Source organism: Moraxella sp. K23, from assembly GCF_041154765.1.
GTDB classification, from domain to species: Bacteria; Pseudomonadota; Gammaproteobacteria; order Pseudomonadales; family Moraxellaceae; genus Faucicola; species Faucicola tetraodonis.
The window spans coordinates 989,408-1,007,003 of record NZ_AP031595.1; the positions used below are offsets into that span (position 1 = coordinate 989,408).

The following is a 17,596-nucleotide window of genomic DNA, read 5'->3' on the forward strand; positions in this document are numbered from 1 at the left end:
TATGTTTAAATTGAGAGAGTTATTTCATCGTATAGGGTTATTACAATTTTTTGTTTTGTCAATAATTATTATAGTTTTATTTTATAATAAAAATGATTCTTTCCTCATAGTCACTTATATATATTTATTGTTTTTGGCTTTCTCAGTTATCAAAAATAAGAATACGTCGTTATTAGCAAATAATACGTCAATTTTATTACTGTTATTCATTTTCTTATACGGTTTGTTTAACTCTTTAATTGAAATAATTATAGATAAATCAATTTCTGAAGGAACTTATTTTGCCACTTTGGCCTATGGACTAGCTATAAATGGATTAACAGTCGGTATAATTACTAAGAGAATTAAGAACGAATATAGGAAGTCATATCTAAACAATTTAAATTGTGACAAGCAATCTAATATATATGTGACATTTTTAATAAGTGTGTTGATTGTATTGATTCTATACAAAACCATATTTTTTTATAAACTTGGAATTTTGTTTAGTTTTAATAATAATGGTGTTGAAAACAGACTTGAAATGTTTGATAGTTTAAGTCAAGTGGACGTTGTAGTAGGGTTATTAATAATTGGCATATTTAATTATTTTGTATATTACCATAAAAAAATTAGTAAGCTAATTGTGGTTACGACTAGTTTATTACTTATATATTATATTATTATGCAGTTAAGTGTAGGGAATAGACGAGATTTTGTACCTATTATCCTAGGGGTATTTTGGGTCTTCGTTAACCTTAAGAACATTAATTTTGGTTTATCATCATTTATTATAGTTATCACTATAATATTTGGTTTTAATTACCTTGGCACACTGCGCGCCAATACAGGTGTTAAAATTTCTTTTAATGAGAATGTGACTAATACTTTATTGAATAACGAGTTTGTTTATCCATTTTTTACAACAAAATATGAAATTGAAGAGTATAGAAGGAATGTTTACATATATAATTTTAATTATGGGGGTACTTATATTGTTAATTCTATCACAATCTTTATTCCAAGAAGTATATTTCCTAGTAAACCTGAGTCTCTTGCAAATCAAACTTTGAAAAAGATGTTTGGAAATAATACTACAATTGGTTTAGCTTATAGTCCAGTAACAGAGGCTTTTATTAATTTTGGGTTTATTGGATGTTATGGTGTTTTTGTTTTAATTGGAAGGTTTCTTATAAAGCTGCAAAACAATAAAAATCAAATTTTAAATTTTATATTCTTTACATTGGTAATTGATTTTTGTAGAGGTGAAATGGCTACGTTTCTGTATACTTTTATATTTATTTCTCTATTTTTTCTATTACACAGGCTGAGATTAAAATGAAACTAGTATTTGACAATATAATTTTTTCTTTACAGAGGTCTGGTGGCGGTTCTGTCTATTGGACAGAATTACTTAAAAGGTTTAGTGTACTGAATAATGACAATATCTTTTTTGACCAAAAAGAACCAACTGATAATATCTTTAGGAAAACATTACAGCTTAACCCTGTGAAGCAAGAGTCAAAGTTTAGTTTAAAGATAAGAAGATATCTTCCTTTTACTGAGAAAATTAAAGAAAAACATATTTTTCATTCAAGCTACTTTAGATTTTCAAATTCAGAAAAAGCTATAAACGTTACAACAATACATGACTTTACTACTGAGAAGTTTAGAAAAGGTTTAGCTAGAGAAGTAAATTTGCTTCAGAAGCGAATCGCTGTTAGCAAATCTAAAGGTGTCATTTGTATCTCGGAAAATACTAAGAAGGACTTGTTACATTTCTGCCCCAATCTAGATTTAGAAAAAGTTAAGATAAAAGTGATATATAATGGAGTAAGTAACGATTTTTATCATATTGATAAAGCATTTGATATATCAAAAGTTAATCCAAGATTCGAAGCATTGGCTAACCGAAAATATTTGCTATATATAGGTCATCGTACGAATTACAAAAATTTTGACTTCGCCATTGAAGCAGCTAGTAAATTTTTAGACTCGCTCAAATTAGTCATTGTAGGTGAAGCATTGAGTGTGGCTGAAAAAAAAGCGGTTGAAGCAAAGTTGGGCGATAATTATCTGCAATTAAGCAAACTGGGTAATGAAGAGCTAAACTATTTATATAATCAAGCGTTTGCACTCGTTTATCCTTCTTCTTATGAGGGATTTGGCATACCCATTGTTGAAGCAATGAAAACCAAATGTCCAGTGATTGCCTTTAATAATTCTTCTATCCCAGAAGTGGCTGGGGATTATGAGCTGATATATAATATTGAGCATCCAGACTCAATCATTGACGCAATTAATAAACTGCAAGATAATGCTTTCAGAGAACGTTTGACTGAGAAGGGTTTTGTTCAATCTAAAAAATTTGATTGGGATAATACTGCCAAACAATATTTAGAATTTTATAAAGAGCTTTATGATGAGAAAAATTGATCAATATGGTATCTTGGGTTTACTAAAATTGTCTAAAAATTTGGTTTTAACCAAAATGTCATTTAGTAAAGCACGTCTTATTCGTTTCCCAATCGATATCCGAAATAAAAAAAATATTGATTTTGGCAAAAATTTGACGACAGGTATTGGCTGTAGGATAGAGTGCTTTCCAATTGATGATACAGGTGAAATGGTCTTAAAATTTGGTGAAAATGTTCAAATGAATGATTACGTACACATTACCGCAGCCAAATCTGTAGAAATTGGTGATAATGTGCTAATGGCGAGTAAAATTTATATTTCTGATTGCTCGCATGGTAGTTACTTAGGGGACTCAAATGACAGTAATCCTTTGACCAGCCCCATTGGTAGACCGCTATCAGTCAAACCCGTTAAAATTGAAAATAATGTTTGGCTGGGAGAGTTTGTATCAGTGTTGCCAGGTGTAACCATTGGTCAAGGTACAATTGTAGGAGCTAATTCAGTAGTGTCTAAATCATTACCGCCAAATGTTATTGCTGTCGGTTCGCCAGCCAAGCCAATAAAAAAATTCAACTTTGAAACCAATCAATGGGAAAGAATATGACTATTAAAAATATATTGATTACCGGGGGTGCAGGATTTATTGGATCTAATCTTGCGTTAAAACTAATCGCTAAAGGCTACCAAGTGACCGTATTAGACAATTTATCGCCCCAAATTCATGGCAGCAATCCAGAAAATACATCACCACTATATCTGAGTATCAAAGACAAAGTGAATTTTATATTCGGCTCAGTCACTAATAAATCAGACTGGGAAAAAGCACTACAGAACCAAGATGCGATTGTGCACTTTGCCGCCGAAACTGGCACGGGACAATCCATGTATGAAGTCCAAAAATACGTTGATGTTAATATCAACGGTACAGCTTTGATGCTTGATTTATTGGTCAATGGTGATTATCCCATAAAAAAAGTTGTTGTAGCATCATCACGCTCAATCTATGGCGAAGGAAAATATATTAGTCCAGAACTTGGTGCGGTTTATCCGACACAGCGTGAAGCCATTGACATGGATAAAGGGGATTTTGAAGTAAAATATCCTAACTCATCTGCTTTGACGTTAGTGGGTACGGATGAAGATTCGAAAATTCATCCATCTTCTGTGTATGGCATTACCAAACAAAATCAAGAACAAATGGTAATGACAGTTTGTCCTACAATTGGCATCGCAGGTGTGGCATTCCGTTATCAAAACGTTTATGGTCCAGGACAATCGCTAAAAAATCCTTATACAGGTATTTTGTCAATTTTCTCTACTCAAATTAAAAATGGCAATGGTATAAATATTTTTGAAGATGGCAAAGAAAGCCGAGATTTTGTATTTATTGATGATGTTGTTGATGCTACTATCTTAGGTATTGAAAAAGAAGAAGCGAACAATCAAGTGTTTAACGTCGGTACAGGGGTCGCAACAGATGTTGTTACCGTCGCCAATGAACTTGCCAAAAATTATCAAATTGACGTGCCGATTAAAGTGTCGGGGAACTATCGATTGGGTGATATTCGACATAATTATGCCGATTTAAGCAAAATAAATCAGCTTTTAGGATTTATCCCAAGAGTTAGCTTTGTGGAAGGCTTACAAAAATTTGCCCAATGGGTGAATACCCAAGAAGTCGAGAAAGATAACTATCAACAATCAATTGATGAGATGAAAGCCAAGGGATTATATAAATAGTATGATGGATGTTTCTAAAAGAGATTTAAATAATAAAGAAATTTTATTTATGTCTATTAAATTTTTTAACTATGAAAATTTAATAAAAGAATCTTTAGAGAATTTGGGTGCAAAAGTTGATTGGTATGATGAGAGACCACATAATAATTTTTATACTAAAGCAGCGATAAGATTAAAAAAATCACTGATTCAATATAGTATTACACAGTATTTTATGGGGCTTATAGAAAAATTAGGCAAGAAAAAATATGATTACTTTTTTTTAATAAAGGGAGAAACCACACCCAAGTTTTTCATAGAATTTCTTAAGAAAAATAACCCAAATATTCAATTGATTTTTTATACCTGGGACTCATTTGATAATAATTCCGCAGGACTAGATATTCTTCCTTTGTTCGATAAGAAGTATAGTTTTGATCGTGAAGATGCAAAAAAATATAATATTTCTTTTCGCCCCTTATTCTTTGCTAGTGATTATGAAGAAGTTGGTAAGAAAAATAGAAATGAGTTTGAATATGATTTATGTTTCATAGGAACAGCTCATTCAGATCGATACAATGTGGCTGAAAAAGTAAATATGGAATGTAGCAAAAGCGGATTAAAAATGTTTACATTCTATTACTCTCCTAGTAGAGCCTTATTTGAACTTAAAAAACATTTCAACAATGACTTTAAGATTTTCGATAGAGATAAAATTTCTTTCAAGTCATTATCCCACGATGAAATTATTCGCTTGTTTGAAAAGTCAAAGGCTATTTTGGATATTAATCATCCTAATCAAAAGGGACTAACAATGAGAACTTTTGAAGCATTAGGAGCGAATTGTAAATTGGTTACTACTAATGTAGACATTAAAAAATATCCATTTTATAAACCTGAAAATATTTTAGTAATTGATAGAAATAATCCAAAAATTAATAAAGATTTTTTTTGCATACCATTTTCGCCTATATCCTCAGAAATGCTCCAAGCTATGTCACTAAAAGGTTGGTGCTTAGAGATATTCGATATTAGTACACAAACTAACTGGTAATTAGTTTTATAAAGAAGCAATTAATACTTTACATTATCAAAGAAGTAATCTTATGAGTGTTTTAGTAACAGGTGCTACAGGTTTTGTCGGGCGATATCTCGTTAATGACCTATCCAAAACCGATGAAGTCATTGCGTGTGTCAGAGAAAAAAGTAACCTTCTGCCATCATCGGTTCAACAGATTGTTAGCAATAACTTTTTTGATATTGCTATACCCAAAGATACTGATGTTATCGTTCATCTTGCAGGGATTGCTCACAACAAAAATAATAGTGTTGACGAATTTAAAAAAATTAATGTGGATGGCACACTAGAATTGGCTCGTAAAGCCTTACAGACTAATGTAAAGCGATTTATTTTTATGAGTTCAATTGGGGTAAATGGGAATAGTACCCATGGTAAGGCTTTTACCGAGCAAGATACGCCCAATCCTATTAATGACTATACGATTTCTAAGTATCAAGCGGAAGTTGCTTTAGAAGAGCTTTTTAAAGATACGAAGACCGATTTAGTCATTATTAGACCGCCACTTATCTATGCGCACGATGCGCCTGGTAATTTTTCAAAATTGTTGATGCTAATCAAGTTGGGACAGTTTTTACCGTTTGGTTGTACTCACAATCAGCGTTCATTTATTTCGATAGAAAATCTGGTTAGTTTTATCACTGCCTGTATTTATCATGATACTAAAATTAATGAAACTTTTTTAATCGCTGACGATGAAGTGATTTCCACTAAACAATTAATACAGTGCTTGAGCTCAGGTATGGGTAAATCCATGATACTATTACCTGTGCCAACCAAATTGCTAAGTACTTTGGCAGATGCAACTGGTAAGGTCGGCATATTTGAGCAGCTGTACGGAAACTTAGAGATAGATAATCGTAAAGCAAAAAAATTCTTTAATTGGCATCCACCCAAAAATAGTTTGAATGCCCTGAAAGAAGTTGGGAATTTATATCGGGATAATAAAAAATGATTAGATTGTTAGATATTTTGCTCGCTCTCATCGGATTGATAGTCACTTTGCCGATTATGATTATTGTGGTGGTGATTGGCTATTTTGATACAGGTTCTCCCTTATTTATTCAAGAAAGAGTGGGTAAAAATAAGAAAGCGTTCAAGCTTATCAAGTTTCGTACCATGAAGTTGGCAACCCAATCCGTTGCGAGTCATTTGGTTGACAGTGCTGCTATTACGCCACTTGGAAAATTGTTGCGCAAAACCAAATTGGACGAGTTGCCACAACTCATCAATGTGCTCAAAGGTGAAATGAGTTTTGTCGGACCAAGACCTAACTTATTTAATCAACAAGAGTTGATTGAAGAGCGAGATAAACTCGGTGTATATGATGTTTTACCTGGCATCACGGGTTTAGCACAAATTAATAATATTGATATGTCAACGCCAAAATTACTAGCCGAAACAGATAAAGAGATGATTGACAGCTTGTCACTAAAAAAATATTTTGGCTATATTATGAAAACAGCTTTGGGTAAAGGAAGTGGTGATGCAGTTAAACAATATAAAATTTCTTAAGTTGCCTTTAGCAATTAGTGTGGGGTTATTGTGTGGTTTTTCTGCACATGCAGGTCAATTGGTTCAAATTGATAGTGAGCTACGTCAAACACTTGAGATTTTAAAACTCAATGGTGTTCTAAATGTTGATATGTCAACATGGCCGATTAGTTCAGAAGCCATACAGACAGCCTTGAGTCAAGCGCAGCCCAAATCAGACAATGACAAACTGTTAATTAGTCAAGTTAAACAAAAGCTTGCAGCCAACGACGTATCCAAGCTACAAATAGTGAGCAACGTCAATGGTGACGAGCGCGCGGTGTTTAGCGGATTTAATACAGAAGGCAATACGGTAACGCCTTTGGGTGTTAGTATTTCTTATAGTCATGCAGGTGAGAACATTGATTATAAAATTCAAGGCACCTTAAATGTCGATGATGATGAGCCTAGCAAGTCGTCTAATCTTGATGGCAGCTACATCGGTACAAAATTAGGTAATCATCGCCTTGCCTTTGGTAGTATTCCGGTATGGTGGGGCAACGGGGTGGATGGCAGTTTAATTCGCAGTGATGCGGCTAGACCTGTCACGGGCTTTTTAATGCAGCGTGCCAATAATAGCCCTATTAATTTTCCTGTATTATCAAAACTGGGTAATTTTAATTATCAAATTACTGCCGGTCAATTACAAGATTATCAGGCAGTGCCTGATACAAAGCTCATCGGTATGCGGGCAAGTTTTCAACCGCATGAAGCCTTTCAAATCGGTGCATCTAGAACATTGCTTTGGGGCGGTGACGGAAGGGATGAGTCGTTAAAATCGCTTGGAAAGGCGTTAACGGGTCGTTACGATAATACCTATAATACACCCACAGATATATCTGATCAAATTGCAGGCATCGATGCACAGCTAAATTTAAAACCGTTGGTGAATGTGCCGGTGAGTGTCTATGGTGAATTTATTGGGGAAGATGAAGCAGGGGGTTTGCCTACTAAAAAGGCGTATTTGGCAGGGTTAAAAGGTACGATTCCGCTGTTTCAACGGCCTTGGCTCTGGCATGCAGAATGGGCGAATACTTACTATGACCTTGATAAAACCAATACTATTTACACCCATAGCATTTATAAAGATGGTTATTATCAAAAGGGCTTGCCGCTAGGTCATCCGATTGGTGGGGATGGTAAAATCATTAGTGTGGGGCTATCAGGTAATATTAACGCTAATAACCAGCTCGGGTTAAAATACGCCAACGCCAAAGTGAATCAGTCTAATCAAGTGATTAATTCAGCTTTTCCATCCAAGCAAGATTTGGATATTGTCGAAGCCGATTGGAAACATAGATACAATGACAAAACCTCGGTTAAACTGGGTGTTTGGGGTAAAAAAGACAGCATCAGCGATGATAAAGATGCGGGTGGTAATTTGGTGTTAGAGTATAGCTACTAATTTTGAGTTATAAAAAAAGCCCAAGTAGGGCTTTTTTTATGATTTTACGGTTTAACTTTTACTGTTCAACTTTTATTGCTCGACAAAGGCACGTTCAACCACATAATCACCCGTACCACCCATACGAGGTGATGGTTTAAGACCAAATTCATCGAGTAGTGACGCCACGTCTTTATTCATAGATGGGCTACCGCAAATCATCGCGCGGTCATCGCTTGGATTGATGGGTGGTAATCCAATATCTTGGAACAACTTGCCTGATTTCATTAAATCAGTCATACGCCCTTCATTGCGAAACGGCTCACGCGTGACCGTGGGGTAATAGATGAGTTTATCTTTAACGTATTCACCTAGCAGCTCATCTTCAAACAAGTCTTTTTCAAACATCTCACGGTAGCCTAGCTCACTCACATAGCGTACGCCATGCACCACGATAACTTTCTCAAAACGCTCATACACTTCTGGGTCACGGGCAAGTGACAAAAATGGTGCCAAGCCTGTACCCGTTGCTAACATATACAAATGCTTGCCAGGGTTTAGGTCATCAAGCACGAGGGTGCCAGTGGGTTTTTTGCTCACCAATAATTTATCACCCACTTTGATATGCTGTAAAATCGACGTCAAAGGACCATCTTGGACTTTGATAGAATAAAATTCGAGCTCTTCATCATAGTTGGTGCTGGCAATTGAATAGGCACGCATCAAAGGTTTTCCATTGACTTCCAGACCAATCATGGCAAATTCACCATTCCTAAAACGTAAACCTGCATTACGGGTAGTTTTTAGGGTAAATAATGTGTCATTCCAATGATGCACATAGGTAACGGTTTCTTCATAAAATTTTGACATAGCGCCCAACCTTGTATTGGTCATAAATAAAAATAAAACTGGATAAAGGATAAAAAAAGCGGGTTAATATTGACATTCTGGGGCGATATGATAGCAAATTTTTGATGATTTAGTCGAATTTGGGCGTAAAAAAATGGCATAATCATAGTTTAAAATATCATATTTTAACGACCTATTATGTTACCACAACAAATTACCCTGCCGATTATCGGCATTGTGAACTCCCCACTTAAGCAAAAGTTTGGCACACCTCGCCAGCCTAATCTTGTCGATATCAACGCTACTATCAGCATGTTGCCGCCCTACAATGTGCTCAGTGCTTTTGAAGGCATTGCCCAATTTAGTCATCTTTGGATTATTTGGCAATTTCATCAAAATCGAATCAATCCCAATCAGTCAAATTTTCAGCCAACGGTTCGTCCACCTAGACTTGGTGGCAACCAAAAGATAGGGGTCTTTGCCAGTCGAAGTATGTATCGACCGGCAAATATTGGATTGTCAGTGGTCAAATTTTCGCATATTGAAAACAGTGAGGCGGGTTTGAGGCTGCATATCATCGGCGGCGATATGATAGATGGCACGCCAGTCATTGATATCAAACCGTATTTGCCTTATAGCGATAGTATCGATGACGCGATTGCTGGGTATGCCAGCCAAAAACCCATCATCAAGTCGGTGCATTGGCATCCAGATTTATTGCCTGATTTATCCAATATTGCAGTAAAAAGTCAGCTAAATCAAACAGATTGGCAAAACATCGAGCAACTCATTGCGCAAGACCCTAGACCTGCGTATCGACAGCAAGCGCTTAATACTACATTTGTTATGCGTTATCAGAATGTCGATGTTCATTTTAGCCAGATAGCAGAGCGTGTTTTGCAAATTCAAGCGATTGAGCTATTAAACTAGACCGTGTAAACTAGGCCGTAACATGGATGATGCCGAAGTTTTTACCTAGCCGTATATTGCTAAACTGTTTCAAAAATTTTTACTTGTTCACAAAATACTGACTATATAGCGTGATTATTCGCTATATTTTTTTTGATTATTTAGTATGATATGGGCTGTATTTTACTTAGATAACGTTAGGACACCGTATGATTAAACTGGGCAAAATCAGTCAAGCTATGATAGGCATGCTGTTAATGGGCGTCACCGTGAGTGGTATCGCTGAAGATAAAAATAACGATACCATCGCAATCGATATGTCAGAATTATCGACCACCAAAGAAGAAGTGGCAGTATTACAAGTGTTGTCAGAAATCTGCCCACCCATGCTTAATAAATCACAACAAACAGGGTTTAACACCGCTTATAATGTCGAGCTGAAAAAATTAATGCCGACCATCAGCGATCCTCGTTTAGCGGTGCAGTACTTATCCTCTCAGCAAGATTACAAGCAAATTTTGAATGAAACTCGCCAATGGACACTCAGTTATCCAAAAGCGGAGAATCTTGAACTGTGCAAAGACCTTGCCAACAGTAACTAATAATTTAAGTCAACCTAGGCTATCCACCCCCTAACTGATTTAGGGGGTTTTATTTGTGATAAATCGTTGATTTTTAGACCGAATACAGTGTTGAATCATGATTTTTTTTGCTAATATAGGCAATTTGTTTTACCAAGCGTCCAAGCAAACAGGTCGCATTTGATTTGAGCCAAGAGTGAGTGAGATGAAAGCAATCGTAATACCGCAATATACCCAACGTCTGATGGTCGGCACTTTTGTCGCCGCCAGTTTTTTTGCCACAACTGTACAGGCAAATGCCGCCATACAACAGCCTGAACTAGACAATTCTGCTTTTATCCTAATTGATTATGATACGGGTACGGTATTGGCTCAAAAAAATGCCGCGCAGCCATTCCCACCCGCATCATTGACCAAGATGATGACCAGTTATATCATTGAGCAGCGGCTGCTATCAGGGGCATTAAAAGAAAACGAACCCATCCTCATGACTCCTGAAGCGTGGTGTAAAGGCTCAAGTGAAGAGTCTTGTATGTATGTTCCTGTTAACACAACCGCCCCTGTGATTGATATGTTAAAAGGTATCATTATCCAATCGGGTAATGATGCGTCAAAAGCGATGGCACAGCACATTGGCGGTAGCGAAACCACGTTTGCAGATTTGATGAATGAAGAAGCCAAAAAAATTGGCATGACCCATACCCATTTTATGAATGCGACCGGTATGCCACAAGAAGGCCATCAAGCATCTGCCGAAGATTTGGCGAAACTCGCTCAAGCCATTATTAAAAACAGCAAAAAGTATTATCCCATCTATAGCCAAAAACAATTTACTTATAACGGCATCACCCAGGGCAACCGCAATGCGCTGTTGTTCACTGATCCAACGGTAGACGGCCTAAAAACAGGACATACCGACGAAGCAGGTTACTGCCTAGTAGCATCGAGTAAACGCGGTGATATGCGTCTGATTTCAGTGATTATGGGTACTAAAAGCGCTCAAGAGCGCGCAGACCAATCGCGCAACTTACTCAACTGGGGATTTAGTAACTTTGCTACTAAAATTGCCGCCCCTGCCCAAAAAAGCTACGGCAGCGTGCCAGTCAACTTCGGTGCTGTCGATAAAGTCAACGTCGTCAGCAAAGGCAATTTACAAGTACTAGTGCCAAAATTGGATCAAGAAAAAATCAGCACCGTGGTCAATTTGCCAGCCGATGTCAAAGCGCCGTTAGCGCAGGGGCAAGAAGTGGGTAAACTGGTGGCTATGCTCAATGGCAAACCTGTGGCGTCTGTCCCATTGGTCGCGGAAACCCAAGTTCAAGAAGCTGGAATTTTTAAACGTATGTGGCAACACATCGTACTGTTCTTTAAAGGTTTATTCTAAATTACAAAGAAAAAACCCTTCACATGAAACGAAGGGTTTTTTTAACTCAAAATTTAACTCAATATATTGGACAACTCTTTGATATATTGATCGAGTCGCTCGTCTATGACTTCTTTTTTCACAAAATAATCCACCCCAGCTATTTTTAGTAATTCAATGGTATGCGGATTTAACGCTTTGCTGTCATAAACACAAATAATGGTGACCCTGGCTTTATTTTCACGCTCACGAAATTTGCTGACAAAGTCTAATATCGCTTGATAATGAATATTTCGCGAGATAAACAGCGCATCCACCGTATGAGAGGACAAATAATCTTCAAGAAGTTCGCTACTGGTAAACGTCTCAACTTTAGCACCGGCATTTTCCATGCGTTTGGCTTTTTCGAATAAATCTTCATAGTGATACCAAACGACAATATGTTTATTTAGCAATAAATTGCGTTCATAGTTGTGTTTCCAATCTTTTAGCAGTAACGATACCTGAAAATTCGTACCCACATCAGGTTCGCTGGTAACTGTAATACCGCCTTTCATGAGTTCTAGTAGTTTTTTCACTAGAAATAATCCCGCAGAATTATTTGAGGAGGTATGTTTTATTTCAGGATTAATTTGGAAAAAAGGTTCAAAAATTAGCTCTAAATGTTCCTTGGCAATGCCTATGCCGGTGTCTTCAATCTGCAGCGTCCACCGTACTTGCGTTTGTAAATGTTGCAACTGCGAGGTGATTATTATGCTGCCTTTATCGGTAAATTTAATCGCATTTTCTACCAATGAGCTAATAATCAAAGTGATTTTTTGAATATCGCCTTCTAGGACATAGTCGGCATGATAGGGCTTTGCTTTTAACGTGATATTTTTCTCGGCAGCCAAAGGCTGGTAATCATTGACAATTTGTGTGATTAACCCCGTTGGACTAAATTGGTAGGCGCCGACGCCTGTTTGACCTTTATCGATACGGTTAATTTGGATGATTTGATCCAGCTTAGCATTCAAATCATCTTTACCCAAACTAATAATTTCAACGGCATCTTTTTGCTCAGCGCTGATATATTGATTGTGTAATAGCTGTAGACCCGATTCGATACGACTCACGGAGGATTTAAACTCATGAATCAAAATATTTTCAAATTTTGAGCTATGCTCAAGCTGCTTAATTTGGGTTTCTTCAAGGTCATATTTTTCTTGGCGCAGGGTGTTGATTTGGGTAATTTGCGCCTTGCGCTTGTTGAGCAAATACACCAAGGCTTTTTCAAATACCCAAGCCTCATTACTTTTTGGCAGCTTATACGCCTCTGCCTGTGAAAACTCATCTTGCAAAATTTGATGGCTTAAATTTTCAAGTTTCGGCAAACGATTGGTTAAATTTTGCACCTTCTGCACCACAAACCACAAATTTAGCAGCGCAATAAATGATAGCACAAGCATTAACGGTAAATGTTGCCAAAACCATTGCTGGCGAATGGTTTGTAGGTCAAGGGTAAGATTACTATAGCCAATTAGCTGGTCTACTTTAGTATTTTTTTGATTGGGCGTTAATTTTAACAAATTGATTTTAACAGGTTCGCTCAATCCGTAATAGCGCTCAAAAAGCACTTCAGTAACTTTAATTGGACGGGTGGTCGGATGCTGCTGCTGATCAAATGGAAAAAACACAATGCTTTCGTACTGCGGCATTTCGCTTAATAGTGTGTCAATGCTAGCGGTTGTCACACTGTTAGGACTGCTGGCAATAGACTGGGCAAGTAGATAATTTATCTTACTCGCCTGTTTGATTTCAGATTGCACGGTTTGGGTCAAGTCGACTAAGGTATAAATCGCAAGGCAAATAAATAAAACCAATAAAAAGGGTATTGCAACGATACGCTTTACCCCAATTTGATAACCTAAAGTCTTCTGTACCATTCACTCATCCCTTAAAACGCCAACTAACATCGCCTTAACGTTTTTTGCCGCGCTTTTTGAATTTTTGTACCTCTCGACGTTTACGTTCTTTTTGCGCATCCGTCATGGTATTAGTGCGACCTGCGTAAGGGTTGGCGTTTTGTTTAAACTCAACCCGAATCGGGGTGCCTTCAAGTTTGAATACCTTGCGAAATTCGTTTTCTAGATAGCGACGATAACTGTTTGGCACTTGGCTGGTCTGATTGCCATGAATCACAATAATCGGTGGATTATGACCGCCCAAATGCGCAAAGCGAAGTTTAATACGTCGCCCGCCTACCATAGGGGGCTGGTGTGCAGTAACCGCATCTTGCAGAATTTGGGTTAATCGACTGGTGGAAATATCAAACATCGCAGCATCATAGGCACGGTGAATCGATGGGTAAAGATTGCCAACGCCCGTCCCATGAAGCGCCGAGATTAAATGAACCTTTACATAAGGGATAAAGTTAAAACGTCGATCCATTTCAATTTTGACAAAATTCTTTTGGTCTTGGTCAAGCCCGTCCCATTTATTGATGGCAAGTACCATCGCGCGACCCGCTTCTAAGGCGTAGCCCAACAAGTTCAAATCCTGATCGGTAATACCTTCTTGCGCATCAATGACCACGATGACTACATTGGCATCTTTGATGGCTTGCAAGGTTTTGACCACAGAAAATTTTTCAACTTTTTCATCAATACGTCCACGGCGACGCACGCCTGCGGTATCAATCAACACATAATGTCTGTTGTCACGCTCATAAGGGATATAAATACTATCGCGCGTGGTACCTGGCATATCGAAAACCACCACGCGTTCTTCACCGAGCAAGCGATTGACAAGCGTAGATTTGCCGACGTTGGGTCTACCAATGATGGCGATACGTAAGCCATCAGGTGCTTGTTCTTCTTGGTCATCGGTAGGCATATTGGCAGTGACGGCTTCTAATAAATTGCCCACCCCACGTCCGTGACTGGCTGCCATAGAAAATGGCTCACCAAAACCTAACGCATAAAATTCATGAATCGCCGCTTCATGGACGCCATCCATTTTATTGGCGGCTAAAAACACCGGCTTGCCAAGGGTATGAAGTTGTTTGGCAATGACTTCATCGGCGCCTGTGATACCTGCGCGGCTATCCACCACAAATACAATGATATCGGCTTCATGGATAGCGGTATGCGATTGGTGCGACATATAGTCATCAATGGTGCCGTCACCTTCATCCACTTCGCCAATACCACCGGTATCGATGACGATAAAGGATTTTTCTTCAAAGGTTGCATCGCCATATTGACGGTCGCGGGTAAGACCTGCCAAATCAGCAACCAAGGCTTGACGACTGCGGGTCAACTGATTAAATAGGGTGGACTTGCCAACGTTCGGACGGCCAATCAAGGCAACAACTGGTTTCATAAATTTAATTTCCAAAATTTTTAAAAAGCAAGATTTTCAACAAGCAAGATTTTAAACATGCTTGAAAAATTCATTATTTCTATAACTTAACAAACCCAACATCGCGCTGCAATGCTGGGTTGTCATTTAAACTCACACTTTTATCAGTATGGGCTGCTCATCCACTCGCCAAAACTGCTAAATGCCTGAACAGTTTAACAATTAACGATTTACTTGCCAAACACTAAATGCGCCATTTGCGCTTTGGGCAATCAAACGGTTATTGATAAACTGTAATACCGCAACGTCGGATTTGGCTTGTTTTCTGTCAACCAATGCCCCTGAAGCGCGGTCATATACATGCAAATAACCCATGGCATCACCAACTACCACATAGTTGCCGATACTCACCGCGTTACTTAAGCCACGATAAGACAAGTTATCGGTTTGCCAATTAACCGTGCCTGTCATTTTGTCCATCGCCACCAACTCGCCATCAAGCGAAGTGGCGTAAACTTGGCTAGCATCTGTGCCGACTGATTTTAGGCTCGCCAACTCTTTAACAAAACTAAGCTGCTGAGAAGCCATATCAGCAGCGACTAACTGACCGCTATAAGACACAACGTACAGCATATTGCCATCGAGCACGGGGGTGGCATCAATATCAGAAATTTTTTCGATATCACTACTGCCTTTGCTGATACCAAAACGTTTTGACCAAATGGGTACGCCATTATCGATGTTTAACGCATGGATACGACCATCGGCTGTCGAAACCAGCACCATATTGCTATTGAACAAAATCGGCGTGGCACTACCGCGAACGCTTAAATTTGGATTTTGGGTGTTAAAATTCCAAATAGGCGCGCCAGATTCTAGCGACAGCGCACTAATTTTACCATCATTGCCAAGGGTAATGACACGGTTTTGGCTGATGAGGGCAGGGGATAGGGTAGCGGTGTCTAAAGGCGTTTTCCAAATAACTTTGCCAGTCATTCTATCTAACGCAATGATGACCCCTTTGCTGTCACTAACCACGGCTACACGAGATTGTTCATCTAGCGCCACCCCTGACATTAGGCCTTGTTTGAGCTTAATGCTCCACAGCGCTTTGCCTTGCCCATCAAACGCTTGCACGCTACCGTCTGCTAACGCATTCACATAGCCATTGTTGTCATACGCCACGCGAAAGGCGGTAGGTTGCTGGCTGATGGTGTTTTTATTGCGCAAACTGCCAAAGCGTTTGCTAACTTTTGTATTACTGCCTTGACTAAACAGTGGAGAAATCACATTTTGACTGCTAGCGAGTTTCACAAGTGCGGCAGGTTTATGGACATTGTCAGATTTTTTAAACTTGTCACAACCTGTCAGGGTCATCGCTACCACCAAGGCGGTTGCAAATACGGCAGGTTTCATTAAGTTTGTCGATAAGGGTGTCGATTTTGTTGTTGTTATGGTCGTCATTGTTTATCTCGTAACGTACGGTGAAATTTAAATATTGCCATTTAAGAGTTTTGTCAGGTTAAGATTTTTTGCCTATTTTTTAGCTATGTGTGCCTATTTTGTGCTTGACGCAACTGCGGGCGCAGATGCGATTGCTGCAGCAGGGGCAGTTTTTTCAGCTTGGGTAGGCTTAGCGAGTACGCCGCCTGTTAAATCAGGTTGTTTGACGCTTAAGCCTAGGCTTTCCATTTTGATACGTAGCAATGCACGGTCTTGGGGGTTTGGGTTGTTTTGATTACGTTGTTCAATCAATTGCCAAGCCTTTTGGTAATGAGTAGCCGCCGCTTTTTTATCACCTTGTTGGTTGGCAATGTCCCCCAAAATCTCAAGTTTACTGGCTTCAAAGGCAGCAGGTAAGGGGCTTTGTAAGCGTTTTTGTGCCGCATCCGCTTGATTGTCTGACAATAGCACTTGTGCTTGGCGCAAAATGGCAATGGCTTTTAGCCCATCATCCTTCAGCGTTAACTGAGATGCTTTTTGTAGCGTTGCCGCCGCCGCTTTTAGATCATTTTTATCGGTTTGCTGTTTGGCTTGCAGCATCAAGGCTTGCCATGTATAAACCGAATTATCATGTTTAGCCACAAATTCGCTCAAATCTTTGTCCAAATTGGTTTGCGCCGTAGTCAGTTGCGCTTGTGCTTTGGTATCGGTGGCAGCTTGGGTGGTTAGGGTCTCAATGTTGTTTTGGTCGCTTTGAATTTTGGCAAAATCGTTCGCCGCTGCGCTATCTATATTGCCGCCATGCTTTTGCCAGTAACTCCAGCCAAAATAGCCCGCTAATACCAACATAATGGCGGATACAATATAGCCACCATATTGTTTAAGCGCGCCTAAGGATTGCTGTTCATCATTCACTAGCTTAGGTTGTACGTCTTTAACCATTACATAAAGCCTTTCAAAAAATTACTGATATAAGTTAACCATCAAATTTGGCTCAA

16 protein-coding genes are annotated in these 17,596 nt (G+C 38.5%); 11 read left to right on the plus strand and 5 right to left on the minus strand.

What is annotated here, in order from left to right; genetic code table 11:
* Position 1: 1 nt before the first annotated feature.
* The 8 genes from ACAM37_RS04335 to ACAM37_RS04370 are packed head-to-tail and all read left to right on the plus strand — an operon-like array spanning position 2 to position 8,132.
* Positions 2-1,321 (plus strand): O-antigen polymerase, encoded by a 1,320-nt coding sequence (locus ACAM37_RS04335; protein ID WP_369626674.1) that lies wholly within the window; start codon positions 2-4, stop codon positions 1,319-1,321.
* Positions 1,318-2,415 carry a glycosyltransferase family 4 protein gene (locus tag ACAM37_RS04340; protein ID WP_369626675.1) on the plus strand — a complete coding sequence of 366 codons (1,098 nt, stop codon included), beginning with the start codon at positions 1,318-1,320 and terminating at the stop codon, positions 2,413-2,415. Before ACAM37_RS04335 ends, ACAM37_RS04340 begins: the two co-directional genes overlap by 4 nt.
* Positions 2,399-3,001, plus strand: a complete 603-nt coding sequence (locus ACAM37_RS04345) for a DapH/DapD/GlmU-related protein (RefSeq protein WP_369626676.1) — start codon at positions 2,399-2,401, stop codon at positions 2,999-3,001. Before ACAM37_RS04340 ends, ACAM37_RS04345 begins: the two co-directional genes overlap by 17 nt.
* Positions 2,998-4,137, plus strand: a complete 1,140-nt coding sequence (locus ACAM37_RS04350) for an NAD-dependent epimerase/dehydratase family protein (RefSeq protein ID WP_369626677.1) — start codon at positions 2,998-3,000, stop codon at positions 4,135-4,137. Before ACAM37_RS04345 ends, ACAM37_RS04350 begins: the two co-directional genes overlap by 4 nt.
* Before the next feature lies 1 nt (position 4,138).
* Positions 4,139-5,170 (plus strand): WaaS/CpsH family glycosyltransferase, encoded by a 1,032-nt coding sequence (locus tag ACAM37_RS04355; RefSeq protein ID WP_369626678.1) that lies wholly within the window; start codon positions 4,139-4,141, stop codon positions 5,168-5,170.
* Positions 5,171-5,222: 52 nt separating this feature from the next.
* Positions 5,223-6,149 carry an NAD-dependent epimerase/dehydratase family protein gene (locus tag ACAM37_RS04360; protein ID WP_369626679.1) on the plus strand — a complete coding sequence of 309 codons (927 nt, stop codon included), beginning with the start codon at positions 5,223-5,225 and terminating at the stop codon, positions 6,147-6,149.
* A gap of 5 nt (positions 6,150-6,154) precedes the next feature.
* The gene (locus ACAM37_RS04365) at positions 6,155-6,709 is read left to right on the plus strand and encodes a sugar transferase (protein ID WP_369626680.1); all 555 of its coding nucleotides are present in this window, start codon (positions 6,155-6,157) and stop codon (positions 6,707-6,709) included.
* On the plus strand, positions 6,681-8,132 hold the full coding sequence (locus ACAM37_RS04370; RefSeq protein ID WP_369626681.1) for a capsule assembly Wzi family protein: 1,452 nt from the start codon (positions 6,681-6,683) through the stop codon (positions 8,130-8,132). The genes ACAM37_RS04365 and ACAM37_RS04370 overlap by 29 nt, the downstream gene beginning before the upstream one ends.
* Positions 8,133-8,204: 72 nt before the next feature.
* On the opposite strand, the gene ACAM37_RS04375 is transcribed toward ACAM37_RS04370, so the two are convergent.
* Complete coding sequence (locus ACAM37_RS04375; RefSeq protein ID WP_369626682.1) at positions 8,205-8,981, minus strand: ferredoxin--NADP reductase; 777 nt, start codon at positions 8,979-8,981, stop codon at positions 8,205-8,207.
* Positions 8,982-9,158: 177 nt separating this feature from the next.
* On the opposite strand from ACAM37_RS04375, the gene tsaA reads away from it, so the two are divergent.
* The 3 genes from tsaA (at position 9,159) to ACAM37_RS04390 (ending at position 11,834) form a co-directional block, all read left to right on the plus strand.
* Positions 9,159-9,890, plus strand: a complete 732-nt coding sequence (gene tsaA, locus ACAM37_RS04380) for a tRNA (N6-threonylcarbamoyladenosine(37)-N6)-methyltransferase TrmO (protein WP_369626683.1) — start codon at positions 9,159-9,161, stop codon at positions 9,888-9,890.
* Positions 9,891-10,078: 188 nt separating this feature from the next.
* Entirely contained in the window at positions 10,079-10,471 is a 393-nt protein-coding gene (locus ACAM37_RS04385) for an MCR_0457 family protein (protein WP_095355351.1), read from the plus strand.
* 223 nt (positions 10,472-10,694) lie between these two features.
* The gene (locus tag ACAM37_RS04390) at positions 10,695-11,834 is read left to right on the plus strand and encodes a D-alanyl-D-alanine carboxypeptidase family protein (RefSeq protein WP_040403236.1); all 1,140 of its coding nucleotides are present in this window, start codon (positions 10,695-10,697) and stop codon (positions 11,832-11,834) included.
* A gap of 53 nt (positions 11,835-11,887) precedes the next feature.
* Here the strand turns inward: ACAM37_RS04390 and ACAM37_RS04395 are convergent, their stop codons facing one another.
* From ACAM37_RS04395 to ACAM37_RS04410, 4 genes are all read right to left on the minus strand, one after another.
* A complete protein-coding gene (locus tag ACAM37_RS04395; protein ID WP_369626684.1) occupies positions 11,888-13,738 on the minus strand; it encodes a sensor histidine kinase in 1,851 nt (616 codons plus the stop codon).
* A 34-nt stretch (positions 13,739-13,772) separates the two neighbouring features.
* Entirely contained in the window at positions 13,773-15,176 is a 1,404-nt protein-coding gene (gene der / locus ACAM37_RS04400) for a ribosome biogenesis GTPase Der (RefSeq protein WP_369626685.1), read from the minus strand.
* Between the two features lie 201 nt (positions 15,177-15,377).
* Positions 15,378-16,619, minus strand: coding sequence for an outer membrane protein assembly factor BamB (gene bamB / locus ACAM37_RS04405; RefSeq protein ID WP_369626686.1), 1,242 nt, complete (start codon positions 16,617-16,619; stop codon positions 15,378-15,380).
* Positions 16,620-16,712: 93 nt separating this feature from the next.
* A complete protein-coding gene (locus tag ACAM37_RS04410) occupies positions 16,713-17,540 on the minus strand; it encodes a YfgM family protein (protein ID WP_369626687.1) in 828 nt (275 codons plus the stop codon).
* Positions 17,541-17,596 lie beyond the last annotated feature (56 nt).